This is a genomic window from Shewanella marisflavi (genome assembly GCF_023283925.1).
GTDB lineage: Bacteria > Pseudomonadota > Gammaproteobacteria > Enterobacterales > Shewanellaceae > Shewanella > Shewanella marisflavi.
On record NZ_JAKIKX010000008.1, the window covers coordinates 55,036 to 72,752 of the forward strand.

The 17,717-nt window shown below is 50.2% G+C and carries 16 protein-coding genes; 2 read left to right on the forward strand and 14 right to left on the reverse strand.

Annotated elements, in window-relative coordinates; genetic code table 11:
• Nucleotides 1–49: 49 nt before the first annotated feature.
• Nucleotides 50–409 carry a hypothetical protein gene (locus L2712_RS14980; RefSeq protein ID WP_248978244.1) on the forward strand — a complete coding sequence of 120 codons (360 nt, stop codon included), beginning with the start codon at nt 50–52 and terminating at the stop codon, nt 407–409.
• A 15-nt stretch (nt 410–424) separates the two neighbouring features.
• Here the strand turns inward: L2712_RS14980 and pxpA are convergent, their stop codons facing one another.
• The 5 genes from pxpA to glyQ all read right to left on the reverse strand — a co-directional run bounded on the left by pxpA (nt 425) and on the right by glyQ (nt 5,845).
• Nucleotides 425–1,153, reverse strand: a complete 729-nt coding sequence (gene pxpA / locus L2712_RS14985; protein WP_248978245.1) for a 5-oxoprolinase subunit PxpA — start codon at nt 1,151–1,153, stop codon at nt 425–427.
• Nucleotides 1,143–2,075, reverse strand: a complete 933-nt coding sequence (locus L2712_RS14990; RefSeq protein ID WP_248978246.1) for a 5-oxoprolinase subunit C family protein — start codon at nt 2,073–2,075, stop codon at nt 1,143–1,145. Before L2712_RS14990 ends, pxpA begins: the two co-directional genes overlap by 11 nt.
• A complete protein-coding gene (gene pxpB, locus L2712_RS14995; protein ID WP_248978247.1) occupies nt 2,072–2,731 on the reverse strand; it encodes a 5-oxoprolinase subunit PxpB in 660 nt (219 codons plus the stop codon). Before pxpB ends, L2712_RS14990 begins: the two co-directional genes overlap by 4 nt.
• A 126-nt stretch (nt 2,732–2,857) precedes the next feature.
• Nucleotides 2,858–4,927, reverse strand: a complete 2,070-nt coding sequence (gene glyS, locus L2712_RS15000) for a glycine--tRNA ligase subunit beta (RefSeq protein WP_248978318.1) — start codon at nt 4,925–4,927, stop codon at nt 2,858–2,860.
• 12 nt (nt 4,928–4,939) lie between these two features.
• Entirely contained in the window at nt 4,940–5,845 is a 906-nt protein-coding gene (gene glyQ / locus L2712_RS15005; RefSeq protein ID WP_248978248.1) for a glycine--tRNA ligase subunit alpha, read from the reverse strand.
• Nucleotides 5,846–5,954: 109 nt separating this feature from the next.
• On the opposite strand from glyQ, the gene L2712_RS15010 reads away from it, so the two are divergent.
• Nucleotides 5,955–6,524: a DNA-3-methyladenine glycosylase I gene (locus tag L2712_RS15010; RefSeq protein ID WP_248978249.1), complete on the forward strand. Its 570-nt coding sequence runs from the start codon at nt 5,955–5,957 to the stop codon at nt 6,522–6,524.
• Nucleotides 6,525–6,529: 5 nt separating this feature from the next.
• Here L2712_RS15010 and L2712_RS15015 read toward each other — a convergent pair whose 3' ends face one another.
• The 9 genes from L2712_RS15015 to fadB all read right to left on the reverse strand — a co-directional run bounded on the left by L2712_RS15015 (nt 6,530) and on the right by fadB (nt 17,486).
• On the reverse strand, nt 6,530–7,168 hold the full coding sequence (locus L2712_RS15015; protein WP_248978250.1) for a hypothetical protein: 639 nt from the start codon (nt 7,166–7,168) through the stop codon (nt 6,530–6,532).
• Nucleotides 7,169–7,404: 236 nt separating this feature from the next.
• On the reverse strand, nt 7,405–10,587 hold the full coding sequence (locus L2712_RS15020; protein ID WP_248978319.1) for an amidohydrolase family protein: 3,183 nt from the start codon (nt 10,585–10,587) through the stop codon (nt 7,405–7,407).
• 229 nt (nt 10,588–10,816) lie between these two features.
• The gene (locus tag L2712_RS15025) at nt 10,817–11,251 is read right to left on the reverse strand and encodes an MOSC domain-containing protein (protein WP_248978251.1); all 435 of its coding nucleotides are present in this window, start codon (nt 11,249–11,251) and stop codon (nt 10,817–10,819) included.
• A 177-nt stretch (nt 11,252–11,428) separates the two neighbouring features.
• Nucleotides 11,429–11,674: a sulfurtransferase TusA gene (gene tusA, locus L2712_RS15030; RefSeq protein ID WP_033538934.1), complete on the reverse strand. Its 246-nt coding sequence runs from the start codon at nt 11,672–11,674 to the stop codon at nt 11,429–11,431.
• A gap of 150 nt (nt 11,675–11,824) precedes the next feature.
• Nucleotides 11,825–12,943 carry a GGDEF domain-containing protein gene (locus tag L2712_RS15035; protein ID WP_033538933.1) on the reverse strand — a complete coding sequence of 373 codons (1,119 nt, stop codon included), beginning with the start codon at nt 12,941–12,943 and terminating at the stop codon, nt 11,825–11,827.
• A 101-nt stretch (nt 12,944–13,044) separates the two neighbouring features.
• The gene (gene ybaK, locus L2712_RS15040; protein WP_248978252.1) at nt 13,045–13,509 is read right to left on the reverse strand and encodes a Cys-tRNA(Pro) deacylase; all 465 of its coding nucleotides are present in this window, start codon (nt 13,507–13,509) and stop codon (nt 13,045–13,047) included.
• Between the two features lie 10 nt (nt 13,510–13,519).
• Entirely contained in the window at nt 13,520–13,981 is a 462-nt protein-coding gene (locus L2712_RS15045; RefSeq protein ID WP_248978253.1) for a GNAT family N-acetyltransferase, read from the reverse strand.
• 169 nt (nt 13,982–14,150) lie between these two features.
• Nucleotides 14,151–15,314, reverse strand: coding sequence for an acetyl-CoA C-acyltransferase FadA (gene fadA / locus L2712_RS15050; protein ID WP_088903470.1), 1,164 nt, complete (start codon nt 15,312–15,314; stop codon nt 14,151–14,153).
• Nucleotides 15,315–15,335: 21 nt separating this feature from the next.
• Complete coding sequence (gene fadB / locus L2712_RS15055) at nt 15,336–17,486, reverse strand: fatty acid oxidation complex subunit alpha FadB (protein ID WP_248978254.1); 2,151 nt, start codon at nt 17,484–17,486, stop codon at nt 15,336–15,338.
• Nucleotides 17,487–17,717 lie beyond the last annotated feature (231 nt).

The window sequence follows — 17,717 nt, forward strand, 5'->3', positions numbered from 1 at the left end:
GACTATGCGGATCTCCTACGTCAGTATCGGCGTGAAGCTGGTCCTTTTTATGCGAGATGGTACAGCTTATCTCTATTTTGAAAATGAGGGCGATCCCTATTTTCTGGCCTCACCGCCTGAGTATAACGCCCTGATATTGGATGACCCTGATCAGCTTATGGAGCTTAAGGTCGAGGAGTTTAACCAGAGCGATGGCGAGTATGCTGATAATTGGGGTGGCGATTTTAGTGAGTTAAGAGTGAGTTATCACTATTGTAAGCAGGATGCTTGTTTGCTGAGGGCAAATCACGACTCTGTGACCTTTCTTCGAGACTATGTTGATCGCTACCAGCAGAGCCATCCAGAGTTAGAGATAACAGGCGTTTCCACCGCCAGTGGCGATCTCTTGCTTATTTACCATAAACGCTGAGCCGTCTCTTTTGGCTCATGGTTGCACGCAAGACCGGATCAGCTTAGCAAACCTCAGTGCTTCTTGATTGTCTCCATGTAGACAAAGGCTGGTGGCAGTGCATGGAATGGTCTCGCCAGTGATGGCGGTCAGTTGGCGCCGCTCTATTATGGCGCTAACCTGAGCCAGCATCTTATCTGCATCATGCAATACCGCGCCTGGCTGAGAACGCGGGGCCAGAGTACCATCGGCCAAGTAGCTTCTATCGGCAAAGGCTTCCTCTATCACCTCTATGCCAGCGGCTTTGGCCTGTTCCACCAATGGGCTACCAGCGAGGATCATCAGTTTGAGTCTGGGGTCGATAGCTTTTATCACTCTTATGATAATTTGGCCCAGAGCCTTATTGTTAGCGGCGTCGTTATACAGGGCCCCATGGGGCTTAATATGGATCAGTTTTATGCTTAAATCATCGCACAGGGCCTTTAAGGCTCTAATTTGCTGGTGGAGCGTGGCGTACAGCGCCTCGGGTGAGAGTGTCATCGAGATTCGGCCAAAGTGTTCTCTGTCAGGATAGCTGGGGTGGGCGCCGACATTGACACCATACTGCTTGGCTAGTAATAAGGTATGGTGCATGGATTGGGTATCGCCGGCATGACCGCCACAGGCGATATTGGCCGAAGATATCAGCGGCATAAGCGCCTCATCTTGTGTGCCCCCTTCGCCGAGATCGGCATTAAGATCTATTTTGAGTGGATTAACTGCCATCCATTGCCCTCGCTAAACGATAGAAATAGTGTTGCCATTCCAGGTTCGCCTCTTCCACCTGATTCGGACTCACATGCTGAATACTCACCTTTTGACCGCCTCGACACTGCGCCAGTTTCCATCTATCAGCCTCGATCACCACCGCCATTCTGGGATAGCCACCACTGGTTTGTGCGTCGGCCTGAAGCACTATGGGTTGGCCACCAGGTGGTACCTGAACTACGCCCGGCAATACGGCGTGGGAGCGTAAACTCAGTTTTTTAGCCGAGGTGAGAGCCTGACCATCGAGTCGAGTCCCCATACGATCACTCTGTTGTGACACTGTCCAGCTATGATGCCAGAAGGCTTTGCGATCTTGGTCGCTAAAGCGGGTCATTTCCGGCCCGGGTAGGGCGCGTAATATCCCATCATTGGCCCTTTGTACCGCGCCCACCGGGCGGCTGAATCCGGCTTCGGTTGCTGGGTTTAACGCTAGCACGTCCCCAGATATGAGTGGTCTGCCCTGATGACCGCCAAATTGACCGGCCAAAAAAGTGCCGCATCCGCCAAGGACGCTAGGGACTTGAATACCACCGAGTACGGCGAGGTAGCCCCACACACCTTGCTTGGGGCCACGTATGGTTAAGCGTTCCCCCGGATTAATGCGCCCACGCCAACCGTTCCACAAGGGGCGCGAGTCTATGTTGGCTTCGAAGGGGGCGCCGCACAGGGCAACCCAACTCGGGATGTCGAAGACGAGTTCATACACGCCAGAGGACAACTCTATGCCAGCGGCGGTGTCATCATTGCCTAGTAGACGATTGGCGAGTATCAAGGCAAATCTATCCATGGCGCCACCACTTGGGATACCTAGGTGCCCCTGTCCCTGCCTGCCGAGATCTTGAATGCTGGCCAGTCCACTAACTTGAGCGAGCTTTATCATAGACAGATCTCCTTTGCCTGGAAGCGAACGATATCGCCGGGAGCGAGTAGGCAGGGGATATCACTAAGGGGATCGAACAGCGGCGTTTGGGTTTGACCTATGAGCTGCCAGCCGCCGGGGCTGGCTAAAGGGTAGACCCCCGTCTGTTCGCTGCCGATGCCAACTGAGCCTGCTGGGATCTTTAGCCTGGGGGTTGCCAGCCTAGGGGTATGTAGCGCGTGCGGGAGACCTTCAAGATAGGCAAATCCAGGCTGAAAACCAATGAAGAATACCTTGTAGCTGGCCAGGGTGTGCAGGTGAACGACCTCTTCGGGGGTGATGTCATGATATTGAGCGACCTTGATAAGATCCGGGCCAAACTCACCCCCATAGCTGACCGGTAGTGTGACGGTTTGTGGCTCAAAGGCTGTGTCTGGTGCCCGTTGCCAAAGCTCATCGAGTTTGGCCTTGACAGATTTGAGCTGCCCGGGTTCTTTAACCACCAGTGTCAGGTTGTTCATCCCTGGAATGACTTCTAGCAATCTGTTGTCGAGGCGCAGCTCTGTGGCTAACCAGCACAACTTGGCTTGTAGCTCCCAAGATAGGTGCTCGAGGGGGGAGGGATCTAATACGAGAGCGCGTTCGCCTAGGGGATAGATTTGAGTCTGTAACGCCACAACTTAACCTGCGAGTGAATATGATGGATTTAGTCTAACCAGCTTGCGTCGCAATAGCCATTATTCCATGTCCGGACATAAAAAACGCATCCCTGAGGATGCGTTTTTTGTTTCACCGGCAGAGAGTTACTGCAGCAGCGAGATATCGGCGGCGTGCAGGAACTGGGCTCTTAATTTTGCCAGCAGCGCCAGACGGTTTTGCTTGAGTGCTTCGTCATCAGCCATCACCATCACATCTTCGAAGAAGGTGTCGACGCTTTCACGCAGGCTAGCCAGCAGGGCCAGTGCCTGTTGATAATCAGCATTGGCAAACAGGGGCTCAAGCTGAGGTTGTAGCTCGTTAAGCTTGTTGGCCAGAGCTTGTTCGGCGCTCTCTTGTAGCAAACTACTGTCGATATCGCTGGCGATATCACCCTCAACCTTGGCCAGAATGTTGGATACACGCTTGTTGGCAGCGGCCAAAGCGGCAGCTTGTTCCAGGCTTCTGAAGTGGGTAACAGCCTTGATGCGGCTGTCAAAATCGGCTGGCGAGGTTGGACGACGAGCCAGTACCGCCAGGATCACATCGACGCTGATGCCTTGATCTTGGTACCAGGCGCGGAAACGACCCATCAAGAACTCTAGTACCTGCTCTGCGGTGTCGGCATTGCTGAGGTTATCACCATGAAGCTCTTGTGCCTTGGCAATCAAATCGACCAGGTCTAGTGGTAAATTGTTTTCGACGCAGATACGCAAAATACCGATAGCAGCGCGGCGTAGGGCGAACGGGTCAGCAGCGCCTTTAGGGGCCTGACCAATACCGAAGATACCCACTAAGGTATCGAGCTTTTCAGCCAACGCCACAGAGATAGAGATAGTGGCGGTCGGTACAGTATCGCCTGAGAATTTCGGCTTGTACTGCTCTTCAAGTGCCAGTGCAACCGCCTCGGTTTCACCATCCAGGCGAGCATAATGCATGCCCATGGTACCCTGCAGATCGGTAAACTCCATCACCATGTTGGTCATGAGATCTGACTTAGAGAGCAGGCCGGCGCGTGCTGCCTGTTCGCTATCGGCGCCAATACCTTGTGCCACAAATGCGGCGAGGGCAGAGATGCGCTCGACTCTGTCTTTGATGGTACCGAGTTGCTGCTGGAAGACCACGGTTTCAAGGCTGGCGAGACGTGATTCCAGGCTATGCTTCTTGTCGGTTTCAAAGAAGAATTCGGCGTCGGCAAGGCGTGGGCGAACCACTTTCTCGTTACCCGCGATGATCTGTGCCGGATCTTTCGATTCTATGTTTGTCACGAAGATAAAGTGAGGCAGCAGGGTGCCGGCGTTATCGAATACCGGGAAGTATTTCTGGTCGCCTTTCATGGTGTAGACCAAGGCTTCTGCTGGCACGTCGAGGAACTTCTCTTCGAAGTTAGCGGTAAGAACCACGGGCCACTCGACTAGAGAGGTAACCTCTTCCAGTAGATCATCATCGATTTCAGCGATACCACCGATGGCGCTGGCTGCCGCCTGGGCATCGGCTTTGATCAGGGCCATACGCGCCTGATAATCAGCCTTTACCTTGCCCTGGGTTTCCAGTGCAGTGAGATAGTTGTCGGCATGATCTAATTCAAAGGTGTCGACACCCATGAAGCGGTGGCCGCGGATGGTGCGCGCCGACTCAATACCCAGTAACTCACCAGGGATCAGCTCGCTGCCCATCAGCATGGTAACTGTATGTACCGGACGAATAAATTGGGTCTTGCTGCTGCCCCAACGCATCGGCTTAGGGATCGGCAGCTTATCTAGGGCGCGCTGAGCCATGTCGGCAACCAGTGACTTGGTTTCAACACCGACCACCTTGGCCTTGTGTAATAACCATTCGCCTTTGTCAGTGGTCAGACGCTCGGCCTGCTCGACTGTGATGCCATTACCACGAGCCCAGCCCATAGCGGCTTTGGTCGGGTTGCCATCGGCATCGAAGGCTTGGGCGATTGCAGGGCCGCGCTTTTCGACGACTTTGTCGGCTTGAGCTGATACCAGGGCATTGATCTTTAACGCCAGACGACGAGGCGCAGCATACCAGGTTGCCGATTCGTAGCTTAATTCAGCCTTCTGTAGCTCTTCTTCAAAATTGGCCAAGAAAGATTCGGCTAAGGTTTTTAGCGATTTTGGCGGTAACTCTTCTGTGCCTACTTCAATGAGTAAGTTTTCAAATTTCATCTTCATATACCTCTACTTACACATTGGGAAGCCGAGTGCTTCACGGGCTTGATAATAGGACTCAGCCACTGACTTGGCCATGGTGCGTACGCGCAGAATGTAACGCTGACGTTCGGTAACCGAAATAGCGTGGCGCGCATCGAGCAGGTTGAAGGCATGCGAGGCTTTCATTACCTGCTCATAGGCAGGCAGGGGAAGTGGCGTTTCTAATGCCAATAGCTCGTTACAGGCCTTCTCGCAATCGTCAAATTGTCTGAACAGCACCTCGACGTTGGCGTGCTCGAAGTTGTAAGTAGATTGCTCGACTTCGTTCTGATGGAACACATCGCCGTACATGATCTTGCCCATAGGACCATCGGTCCACACTAGATCATAGACACTGTCGACTTCCTGGATATACATAGCCAGACGCTCAAGACCATAGGTGATCTCGCCTGTTACAGGGCTACATTCCAGGCCACCGACCTGTTGGAAGTAGGTGAACTGAGACACTTCCATGCCGTTAAGCCAGACTTCCCAGCCAAGGCCCCAGGCACCCAGAGTTGGGGATTCCCAGTTGTCTTCAACGAAGCGAACATCATGAATGCCCATGTCGACCCCTAGTGCCTCTAGAGAACCTAGGTAGAGTTCTTGGATGTTACTTGGAGAGGGCTTGAGAACCACCTGGAACTGATAGTAGTGCTGCAGGCGGTTAGGGTTTTCACCGTAACGACCATCGGTAGGACGGCGACATGGCTGAACATAGGCGCTGCTCATCGGCTCAGGGCCAAGAGAACGTAAGAATGTCATGGGGTGGAAGGTGCCCGCACCTACTTCCATGTCCAGCGGCTGAACGATGGCGCAACCTTGCTGCGCCCAGTATTCCTGCAGGGTTAAGATGAAACCCTGGAATGTTTTTACGTCATGTTTCGTCGTCATGTCTACTACTGTCGGCTTGTGATAGAAAATGGTTTCGATTATACCTTGTTGAAAAAGGCTTATGTAGGTTATTTTTTACCTTAACGGCGGAAAATTGGGAAAAAACACCATGGATGTAAAGCGTTGTGGCTGGGTTAGCGAAGATCCGCTTTATCAAGCCTATCATGATAAGGTTTGGGGTCGTCCCGTGTATGACAGTAAAGAGCTGTTTGCCAAGCTCTGTCTGGATGGTCAGCAGGCAGGACTCTCCTGGATCACCATACTCAAGAAGCAACAAAATTATGAGGCGGCATTTGCCGATTTTGACCCCTATGTGATCGCTCAGTTTGATGAGGCTAAAGTAGAGGAATTACTACAAAATCCCGGCATAATTCGTAATCGGCTCAAGATCAATTCCATCATCAAAAATGCCAAGGGATATATCGCTTTTGTCGAGCAGGGCAATGATTTTTCTGAGTTTCTCTGGAGCTTTGTCGGCGGGCAGCCCACGCTCAATCATTTTCAACGATTGGATCAGCTTCCGGCGCAGACGCCAGAGTCTGAGGCTATGTCAAAGGCGTTGAAAAAATTAGGATTTAACTTTGTTGGGCCGACTATCTGCTATGCCTTCATGCAGGCGGTGGGCATGGTGAACGACCACACCGCCGACTGTTTCTGCTATCAAGATAAGCCTAACTAAGGTGCTTAATAACCTTTAAATCGCATAGTGGACGGGTCATCTGTTTGTAGATAGATGGCCTGAAACAGTGTCTCGCCAGTGTCGAGTTGAGTCTGCTTGATAAATGCATAGTTCTTATCAAATTCACTTAATTTATCAATGCTTTGTTGACTCATTGTGTCGGTTGTTAGGCTTAAGGTGCAGATTCGCCCCGCACAGGCGTATTTTTCACTATATATGGTCTCTTGCAGGTTGGCCAAGCTGTCTGCTAATGAAGACTGGCGTTTACTCCCCATCTCGTCCTGGTTTTCCTGGGACTGGATAAGATCGACATAGTCAGCGAAATCACCGTTAAGTAGTTTTGTAACCTGTTCCCCATCAATAATGTCATTGTCATCTATCATCTGAGCAACCAGTTGTTTCGATGAGGTGATTACCAAAGGTGCCTGATTGTCACTATGGTTATCATCTGATTGTGGTTGTGAGATCCCTTGCTCAGTGGGTAAGGCCTCGCTTGCAAACTGCTTTGTTTTTTCGCTCGTGGGGCTGTTGGTCTCGGTGGCAAGTTTGTCTTGAGACTGACCATCTTGACGCTCTTCAAAGATCAGGTAGGCAATGGCTGAGAGGCTTAAGAGGAGCAATAAGGTGAATGTGATAGATTTCATCGTTTAAATTCCTTTTCGGTGGGGCTCTTCCGATTGAGCCGAACAGTCGATTAGCTTAGGCTGATTTACCATCAGATGTAAAGATGTGAGACCTGATTCCAATGAAACATAAAAAAGGGTGTTCCACGTGGAACACCCTTTACCTGTTCATAGACTCATTTTTGAATCAATTTAAAATTTTTATGAAATTAAAATTTGTGGCTTATCTAAGCCAGATTTTAAAATTAAAAATTGATCTAAAGTTCGAAGAAAAACGGTTTGCGCTGCGTTTTGTCTCCATTGAGTTGGTTCATCGATTCGGCGTCGAACAACTTGCCGTTCACCATGGTATAGGTCACCCTGTCGGTTACGCGAATATCTTCCAGCGGATTACCATCGATGACGATTAGATCTGCTAACTTACCTGCTTTAATGGAACCTAGCTGGTGATCCATACCAAAGGTCTCTGCCGGATTAATGGTAGCCGTCTTGAGCACTTCCATATTACTCATGCCCCCCTGAGCAAACATCCACATCTCCCAGTGGGCTGCTAAACCTTCGCGCTGACCGTGGGCACCAATGTTCGGCTTAACGCCGAGCTCGTTGAGTTCATTTGCGACACGGGCAACATTGAAGTGGTTATAGTGACCATCGGGCGCAGTAGGGCGACGCATCGAGCGCGCCTGCAGCAGATCGCCTGGCACATACTTAGATAGGCGCGGGTGAGCCCAGACATCTGTCTTGTCGTACCAATAGTTCTCACCCGAGATGCCGCCATAGGCCACAACCAGTGTTGGGGTGTAGTGAACATCGGTATGGCTCCAGAGCTGTTTTACGTCACTATAAATGGCACCCGCCGGTAGAGAGTGCTCAACCGTGGTATGGCCATCGGCGATCATGGTGAGGTTATGTTGCAGCAGGCTACCGCCTTCTGGTACCACCATCATCTCCAGCTCTCTGGCCGCAGCAATTACCTGCTGACGCTGGTTACGTCTTGGCTGGTTGTAGCTCTTAACGCTAAAGGCGCCGACCTTCTTGAGGCGTTCCAGGTGGAACTTGGCATCGTCCAAGGAGTCGATGTGAGAGGTGTAGCCCGGCATGTTGGCACCGTAGAGAATTGTGCCGGTAGAGAAGATTCTCGGGCCGACTATCTTCCCAGCCTTCTGCTGCTCAGAGGCGGCGAAGATCTCAGTGGTGTCGTTTGAAGGATCGTGAATGCTCGTCACTCCCAGCGCTAGGTTGGCGTAGAGTTCCCAGTTTTGCTGTGGGATGATCTCATTTTCACCTTGAGAGCCGTGAGCGTGGGCATCGAACAGTCCCGGCATGATGGTCTTGCCTTTGATGTCGATTACCTGGGCTCCTTTAGGAATCTGGGTGTTGGCATCACCTACGGTAAGGATCTTGTTGTTCTCAACGATGACGATACCATTGTCGATCACCTTGTCATCTTCCATGGTGATCACCTGACCGCCGACAAAGGCAACTGTTCCACGTGGAACATCAGCCTTCTTCTCGAAACCTATTTGGGTGATCTTGGGCTCAACAGGAGCCGCCTTTTCATCTGCCTGATAATCGGCATCAACATCCATCTGGTACAGTTCTGGGCCTAGGCTCCAGTAGAGTTGGTCGCTCTTGCCACTCCAGCTGATGCTTTCACCGGCGCGAACACTTAACTGAGTCACTGGCAAATTGTCTGCCTTAGGGCCTATCTCTATGGTTTCGCCATGCTTGGCGAAGGGCGTTACCCAAACCTTGAAACGTTCGGCGAAGGCCAATTGTTTACCATCTGGAGAGACTCTAAATTCGGTGGCATGCTTGCTAGTGTAATGCACCCGCTTCTGGAAACCGTGCAGGTTGATTGAGGCTAGCTGGGGTGTTTCGCCGTAGTCCATGAAGTAGACACGGTCTGATTCGGCGCCAAATTGTGGTTGATAGCCATCAGGAGTGATCTTACGGCTCTCTTTGCCTTTGGTATCGACAACATAAAGCCCTGGCTCTTGTGACCAGGTGCGTGGGGTAATGTTACCGCCTTTGATTTTGCGATAGACCACTTGCTCACCGTCGGGTGAGAAGGTGGGTTCGACATATTTCCCAGGTTCTTGGGTCAAGGTTTTGCTGCGTCCACCTCGTGCATTGACTATGCGCACACTGCCTTGGTTTTCATCGTCCCAAGTAGTGAAGACGACCTTCTTACCGTTGCGAGACCACTGAGGGTATAGTTCTCTAATATCGTCATCAAGGTCCGTTAGGCGAGACACCTTTCCATCAGGCAGGCGCTTAACCCATAATTTCCCTAGCGCCTCATAGATAACCTTCTCGCCATCGGGTGACACCTGTGCCATGCGCAGCATCTTAACGTCAAAGCTATCCAGGTCGATATTCTGTTTGAAGCGCACAGAGGGTTGTACAGCAAGCTCAGTTTTGACCTTGAAAGGGATCTCTTTAACTGACTTGCTCTCTACATCTAAGCGATTGATCTTACCACCAGCCCAGAACACCAACTCCTGATTATCGGCAGTCCAGCTCATGGTGGGGTAAACACCATGGATGGCCCAGGTTTCCTGCATATCACGATCTAACTTGTCATACAGCTTGGTTTGCTCGCCCGACTTTAGATCCAGAAGGTATAAGGTCGATTGGAAGCCGTCGCGCTTAATATAGGCCAGCTTAGTTCCATCTGGGCTAGGGGTTGGCCGAATCGCGCCGCCGGTACCCTCAATCAATACCTCTATGTCACCGGTTTGGGTGTCGTAACGTTTGATCTTATAGATGCCTTTGACAGAGTCTTTAGAGTAGTGAAAGGTCTTACCCGGTGTCGCGTCCTGGCTGAAGTAGACATAGCGACCATCGGGTGAGTAGGCCGGTTCACCCAAATCTTTCTGCTCGTTTGGTCGCTCGGTTAGTTTTACTCCTGTGCCGCCGGCAACATGATATAGCCAGACTTCGCCTGCTCCCAGACTACGACTGCCGGTGAAGTGTTTACGACCGATAAGGTATTGAGAGTCTGGGCTCCACGCTGGGCTGTTTAGCAGGCGGAAGGTTTCTTTGGTGACAGGGCGAGGGTTGCTGCCATCGGCATTCATCACCCAGATATTGTCTCCGCCATCTTCATCTGACGTAAAAGCAATATATTTACCATCTGGACTGTAGACGGGTTGCATCTGCCAGGCGATGCCTTGGGCTAAGGGTTTGGCTTCGCCACCTTCGATAGGCATCTGATAGATATCGCCTAAGAGGTCGAACACTATATGTTTGCCGTCTGGACTGACACTGACGTTCATCCAGGTACCTTCGGTGACGTCAATTTTCACCTGCTCAAACGGCGCATTTGCCGGAGCATTGACTTGCCATCTTGGGGTATCAGTTTCTGTGGCCCAGGTCGGTAGCGAAAAGCTTAGAGCGATTGCCGCGCATAGAGGTGTGATTTTTTGTTTTAGCATAGGAGTTCCCAGTTTCATTATTATCCTTAGTTGGGTGCTTAACACGAATACAGAGGGGGAGTGTATACAATCAGCGTTAGTTATCGCATAAATTTGATAACAGTAAAACCTAAATTCTGTGACATTTAGTGAATGTAATGACAGTTATAGCGGATCGTGGTGAGCGTAAAGAGAAAGCTAGGCAGCCTAAGAAAGGCTGCCGGCAGAAAGGGCTTTGTTGCGCCGAATGCTAGAGGGTGACGGTATCACCGATACTTATTTCGGCATCATTGAGAACGCGGCAGGTTACGCCACCACGCCAGTCTGGACGTAAGGCAGCTTCTAATCCTTGGCTGACTTTTTCCATCTTCTTACAGGGATCTGTCTCGCCAGTGATCTCTAGCTGCAACGCGCCGATCTGAATGATTTTACCCTTGTCCTGTGGACCGAAATTGATGCCATCTATGAGTAGATTGGCTCTGCGGGCTGTCCAGGGGAGATCGACACCTAAGTCATTGCAGGCCTGCATCCACTGGTGGGATGAAAGCAGGGTGACTTGCCGTTTGCCTGGTTTACCAAAAACGTCCTGTGCGACTCCTGTACTTGTAGTCACTAATGCCGCCGAGGTTTCAAGCATTGGACCACCCTTTACAACCTTGTAGCTAATGCCTTGTAAACTTGCCATCTTATCTCAATCCTTTTGAAAGCCGACTATCAGTGTAAACTGCGACTCAAACCGCTGGCAAGCGCTATCGGTGGGACTAATCCGGGGGGACTAAGCCTATGGCAATCACTGGGTGTAAGTCACTGCAGAGTGTTTGCGAAGGGGATAGAAGAGTGGTTAGCTGTTAAGGTTAGCGGATCAGAGCCCTTTTTTGATCAGATAGCGATAGGGCGTCGATTCGGTCTGGCTCGCAATCAGGGTGTGGTCCATAAATTCGCAGAAGCTTGGGATGTCCCTTGTCGTGGCCGGGTCGTCAGCGATGATTAACAAGGTTTCGCCCTCGCTCATCTTACGGACAGACTTTCTCACCATCATGACAGGCTCTGGACAACGCAACCCAAGGGCATCGAGTTGGTGTTGTGCTTGTGCAAAGGGATCGCTCATATCATAAACCTTAACTGGTGTGAGACCTGGTTAAACAGAAGGGACTAATATTACGCTAGCCACACCGTTGTGCCAAGTTGCGTTCAGGATTTTGTGAGCTATTACTGATAGGGATAAATCATAGCGGAGTGTTTCACGTGGAACATTGGATTAACGTTTTATTGAATCCAATTTCACGAGGTTCTTTTTGTCTGTACTTGCCGGTATAGATTTCAAGTTTCGTTTATGTTGATACATTTTGCTGTCTGCAAGGTTAATTATTTCGCTGGCTTCCATATAGTGTTGTGGGCCAGTATCTACGATCCCATAACTGAGCGTCACAGGAACCAACTCTTGTTTAAGTTTTTTTTCTAATCTGACTATAAATTCATTTTGAACGTCTGTTGCATTACAGTTTGGTAATACAATACAAAACTCATCTCCACCGTAACGGAAGCAACAATCTTCTCCTCGTACCGCGCTTGCAATAATTTTGGCAATATTTTGCAGAATATTATCGCCAGCCTGATGTCCTTGAGTGTCGTTTATCTTTTTGAAATCATTGATATCAATATAACAGATACTAACGGGCTCTAATCGACGCTGTGCTGCTCTAAGAATTCTGGTTACTATCTCGTTTAGATGACGTACGTTTAGTAATCCTGTAAGCGGGTCTGTACGTGATAATTCTTCAAGTTGTTGGGTTCGCTCTTTTACTTTTGTCTCCATGTTGTTGGCATATGTCTCAGCTTTTTGTTTTGCCGTTTCTATTTCTGATACTAGGCTTCTGATGTAAGTGTCGAAAACCAGGCTAACGTCGAAGAGGATTAATTTGTCGAGAGCGAGTATAACGGCTTCAGCTTTAGCCGGATCTTTTTTAAAGGCCTTATTTATATTCTTATTAATTAAATTTTTAAGGGTATGTACTGCGGATAGATAGAGCTTGGGTTCAACTCCGATACGCTTATGTACTAGGCCTATTCTCAATCGATTATTAACATATTCGAGATCGTATTCCCCTAGAAATAAATCTTGTACATATCGCTTTTGTGCAGCCCGCAGACGCTCTAAAGTGTCTGAGTCACCAATTAATAAGGCTATCTCAGACACATCAGTTTGCATCGAGTAAAACTCTTCGACAATATCATCGATATATAATTGAATAGTTGGCCGGCAAGACGCTAATAGTTTGGTATCTTGTGTTGTAAGAAGAAAAAGTGATTTACGAAACTCTATTTCTAGTTCGGTAATCCGCATCTGTTCAAAAAGAGTTTGATTAGTTTGATTCATTCCAACTCCATTTGCTATGAATGTATCTATCAATAATTTTAAATTGCACTTAAGTTTTTATAGTATAGCTAACTTAACGTTGGATGAAGTTGTTTCCTTGTCTATGTCAAATCTACCATTGTTGCATGAGTTAAAGCTTGTAGATCTTGGGGCGAGAGTTGGATATCTAAGCCGCGACGGCCGCCACTGACGTAAATGGATTCTAGAGTTTCTGAGCTGGCATGGATAAAGGTGGCTAGGCGTTTTTTTTGACCGATAGGGCTGACGCCGCCGAGAACATAACCTGTAGAACGTTGCACCTTGTCCGGAGCTGCCATAGCCGCTTTTTTTGCCTTTGCGGCCTTGGCCAGCTGTTTCATATTGAGCTTTTTATCGACAGGGATGATGGCCACAACGAGAGCGCCACTATCGAGCTCGGCTACTAAGGTTTTAAATACTTGATCTGTGGGTAAATTAAGTTTCTCTGCCGCTTCGAGACCATAGGCGCTTGCACTGGCATCATGTTGATATTCATGTATTTTGTAGGCTATTTTAGCCTTGTCTAACGTTTTGGTAGCGGGTGTCATGGAGCTCTCTTTACAGGTTTTTGGCCATTACATTAATTGTGAGGTCACAGTGGCTTAGTGTAGCGACAATTTGCCAGCCTAGGTTGTGATAGAGGGCGAGGTTTTTCGCTTCGGTTTGTAGGTAGAGTGTCTTAACGTTAAGGCTGGCTGCATAGTCTTGTGCCTCGCGGACCAGCTTGGTCGCCACTCCTTGTCCTCTGTGTTGCTCCACCACATAGATACCTCCTAGCCAGACGCTATCAGAGGGATAGTTGCTGTTCTCTTGGTATCTTAATTGTATGGCTCCAATGGGTTGGTTTTCATCCTGCGCAAGCCAAAGCTGTGGAATCCCCTGATATTGCAAGTATTGGCTCAGGCTATGAACCAGTTCGGACTGGGTTCGATTGCTGCCCAAGTGCCCCCACTCATTATGATACCAGTAGGCGAGTTGATCGATCGCCTCTGGTTGCTCTATCAGCTTTATGATCTTCACTGCTCATTTTACCTTAACCGGGTGAACTCAAGTCGATACTACAGCAGTGAGAATTAAGATAAAGGGATACAGGGGATAGGTAATGCTTTTCGGTTTGTGGTTTCACGTGAAACAAAAAAATGGAGCGACAGAGCCGCTCCATTTTTAACGCTAAAGGGTAGGGGAAGCGTTAAACGCGTTCAAATACCGTCGCGATACCTTGGCCAAGACCGATACACATAGTTGCCAGACCTAGGCTCGCATCTTTGCTTTCCATCAGGTTGATCAGTGTGGTCGAGATACGTGCGCCTGAACAACCCAGTGGGTGACCCAGCGCGATGGCGCCACCATTGAGGTTCACTTTCTCGTCAACCAGATCCATCAGGCCAAGATCTTTTACGCAAGGCAGTGACTGCGCGGCGAAGGCTTCGTTTAGCTCGATAACATCCATATCTGCAATGGTGAGGCCTGCACGCTGCAGTGCCTTTTGAGTCGCCGGAACCGGGCCATAGCCCATAATGGCAGCATCACAACCAGCTACGGCCATGGAGCGAATACGGGCGCGAATCGGCAGACCTAAGGCCTTGGCCTTTTCTTCTTCCATCACTAACATGGCAGATGCGCCGTCAGACAGTGCCGAAGAGGTGCCTGCGGTGACTGTGCCGTTGGCTGGGTCGAAGACAGGGCGTAGTGCCGCTAAAGACTCTAGCGAGGTTTCTGGGCGAATCACTTCATCGTGCATCACCTTGATCAGCGCGCCGTTGGCGTCATGACCTTCGATAGCATGGATCTCGTTGGCGAAGCGTCCTTCGAGAGTTGCCGCGTGGGCGCGTTGGTGCGAGCGTACGGCAAATTCATCTTGCTGCTGACGCGTGATGCCATGCATCTTGCCCAGCATCTCGGCGGTGAGTCCCATCATGCCCGAGGCTTTGGCGACATTGTTGGCCAGGCCTGGGTGGAAGTCGACACCATGATTCATCGGGACGTGCCCCATATGCTCGACACCGCCAACAATAAAGGTATCGCCCATGCCTGTCATGATGGCGCGAGCCGCCTGATGAATAGCTTCCATCGAAGAACCACACAGGCGGTTTACCGTGACAGCGCCGGCTTGCTTAGGTATACCCGCCAGTAGCGCTGAGTTACGTGCAATGTTGAAGCCCTGTTCCAGCGTCTGTTGTACACAGCCCCAGATAACGTCTTCTATGGTGTTGGGATCGAGCTGAGGGTTACGCACCAATAGGGCCTTCATCAGCTCGGCAGACAATGTCTCTGCGCGTACGTTTCTAAATACTCCCGCCTTAGAGCGGCCCATGGGAGTACGGATGCAATCTACAATAACTGCTTGTTTCATTATTCTATTCCTTCCGGGTGATTAGGCTGGGTAGTAACTGCCGTTGTTGGCAGCCAGTTCACGCATCTTGTCTGTCACCTGATACAGGCCGCCTAGGTGGGCGTACTTGTCTGCTAGGGCGACAAAGTTGGCAACACCTAAGGTGTCTAGATAGCGGAACACACCTCCTCTAAATGGAGGGAAACCGAGTCCGTAAACCAGTCCCATGTCGGCTTCGGCCGGCGAGGCGATAATACCTTCTTCCAGACAACGAACCGTTTCGATGATCATAGGGATCATGGTGCGTGCGATGATCTCATCACTGCTAAATTCTTTCAGCTCACCAAAGGCGTTGCCCAGCAATTCATAGCTTAGAGGATCAACGTCTTTCTTTGGCTTACCGCGGCGATCGACTGAATATTGATAGAAGCCTTTGCTATTCTTTTGACCGAATCGCTCAGCTTCGAACATCACGTCAATAGCATCTTTACCCTGTTTGGCCATTCTGTCAGGGAAACCTTCGGCCATCACCGCTTGTGCATGGTGACCCGTGTCCAGACCAACCACATCCAGCAGATAAGCTGGGCCCATTGGCCAGCCGAACTGCTTCTCCATTACCTTGTCGATGGCTGCGAAATCAGCGCCATCCTCTAGCAGGCCACTGAAGCCAGCGAAGTAGGGGAAGAGCACTCGGTTGACGAAGAAACCTGGGCAATCGTTGACCACGATAGGCGTCTTACCCATCTTGGCGGCGTAAGCGACCACAGAGGCGATGGTTTCATCTGAGCTATGCTCACCGCGAATTACCTCAACCAGCGGCATTTTATGGACCGGGTTGAAGAAGTGCATACCACAGAAGCGCTCGGGCTTTTGCAGGCTCTTGGCCAATAGGTTGATGGAGATGGTCGAGGTGTTCGAAGTGATAATGGCATCTTCGCCCACGACTTGTTCTACTTCGGCCAATACGCTTGATTTCACTTTAGGGTGTTCAACCACGGCTTCAACGACAACGTCGGCCTGTTTAAGCGCGTTATAATCCAGTGTCGCTGTAATATTGTTTAGCACGCCCGCCATTTTAGCTGGGGTAGAGCGACCACGGTTGATCTGCGCCGTAAGCAGTTTAGCGGCTTCGCCCAGACCAAGATCTAACGCGGCCTGATTAATGTCTTTCATCACAATGGGGGTGCCTTTACTCGCACTCTGATAGGCGATGCCGCCACCCATAATGCCTGCACCCAACACTGCTGCCGAGTTTACCGCCTGTGCTTGTTTAGCTGCCTTCTTCGCCTTACCTTTAACCAGCTGGTCGTTTAGGAAGATACCGATAAGTGCCTTGGCCACATCTGTCTTGGCGAGCTTGATAAAGGCTTGATGCTCAACCTGCAGCGCCTGGGCGCGTTCACTGGTGGCCGCCTTTTCGATAACATCCACAGCCGCCATAGGCGCGGGATAATGTTTGCCAGCGACTTTGAATACCATGCCTTTGGCGGTAGCAAAAGACATCATGGCTTCCAGTTTCGGCAGCGTAAGGGGTGACAGCTTGCGCTGGCGACGTGCTTGCCAATCGATTTTCTCGTTGATGGCATCATGTAGCATCTGCAGTGCTGCACTTTCCAGTGCTTCAGGGGCGACAACCGCGTCGATGGCGCCAACCTTAAGGGCTGACTCAGGGCGTTGATCTTTACCTGTGGTGATCCACTCCAGGGCGTTGTCGGCACCGATTAGACGAGGCAGACGCACGGTACCGCCAAAACCTGGGATGATGCCAAGTTTGGTCTCAGGCAGACCGATTCGAGCCGTTGTATCTGCGATACGTAGGTCGGTTGCTAGGATAGTTTCGCAGCCGCCGCCCAGGGCAAAGCCTTTGATAGCCGAGATGGTAGGGAACGGCAGATCTTCTAATTTATTGAATACCTTGTTGGCATCTTCGAGCCAGCCAAGTAGCACACTGTCTTCCTGTGCAAAAAGTCCTAAGAACTCTGTGATATCGGCGCCTACGATGAAGGCGTCTTTACCCGAGGTGAGCATTAGCCCTTTGACCTCTTGGGTTTGCTTTAGGGCATCGAGTGCGTCGCTTAGTGCATTGAGGGTTTCTCTATCAAACTTGTTGACTGAGCCCTCGGCGTTAAAACAGAGCCGAGCGATATTGTCTTCAAGTAATTCCACTTGAATCGTAGGACTTTGGTAGATCATTGCTTGCTTCCTTATTGCTTAAAGAGCGCCACCTACTATTGGGTTTTTATCTTGTAGGTATAATCTCTATCTTACAGCAGGCCATCATTTGACCAGTTGCTGCTCAGTGTGCGTCTAAATCAACTAAATTTCAACACCCAATTTAAACACTTGTTTAATTTTGTTCCGTTAGGGGGATTTTTGCCCTTTATGTTAGACTCACTAGATCATAGTCTCTGTGCTAAAAACAGG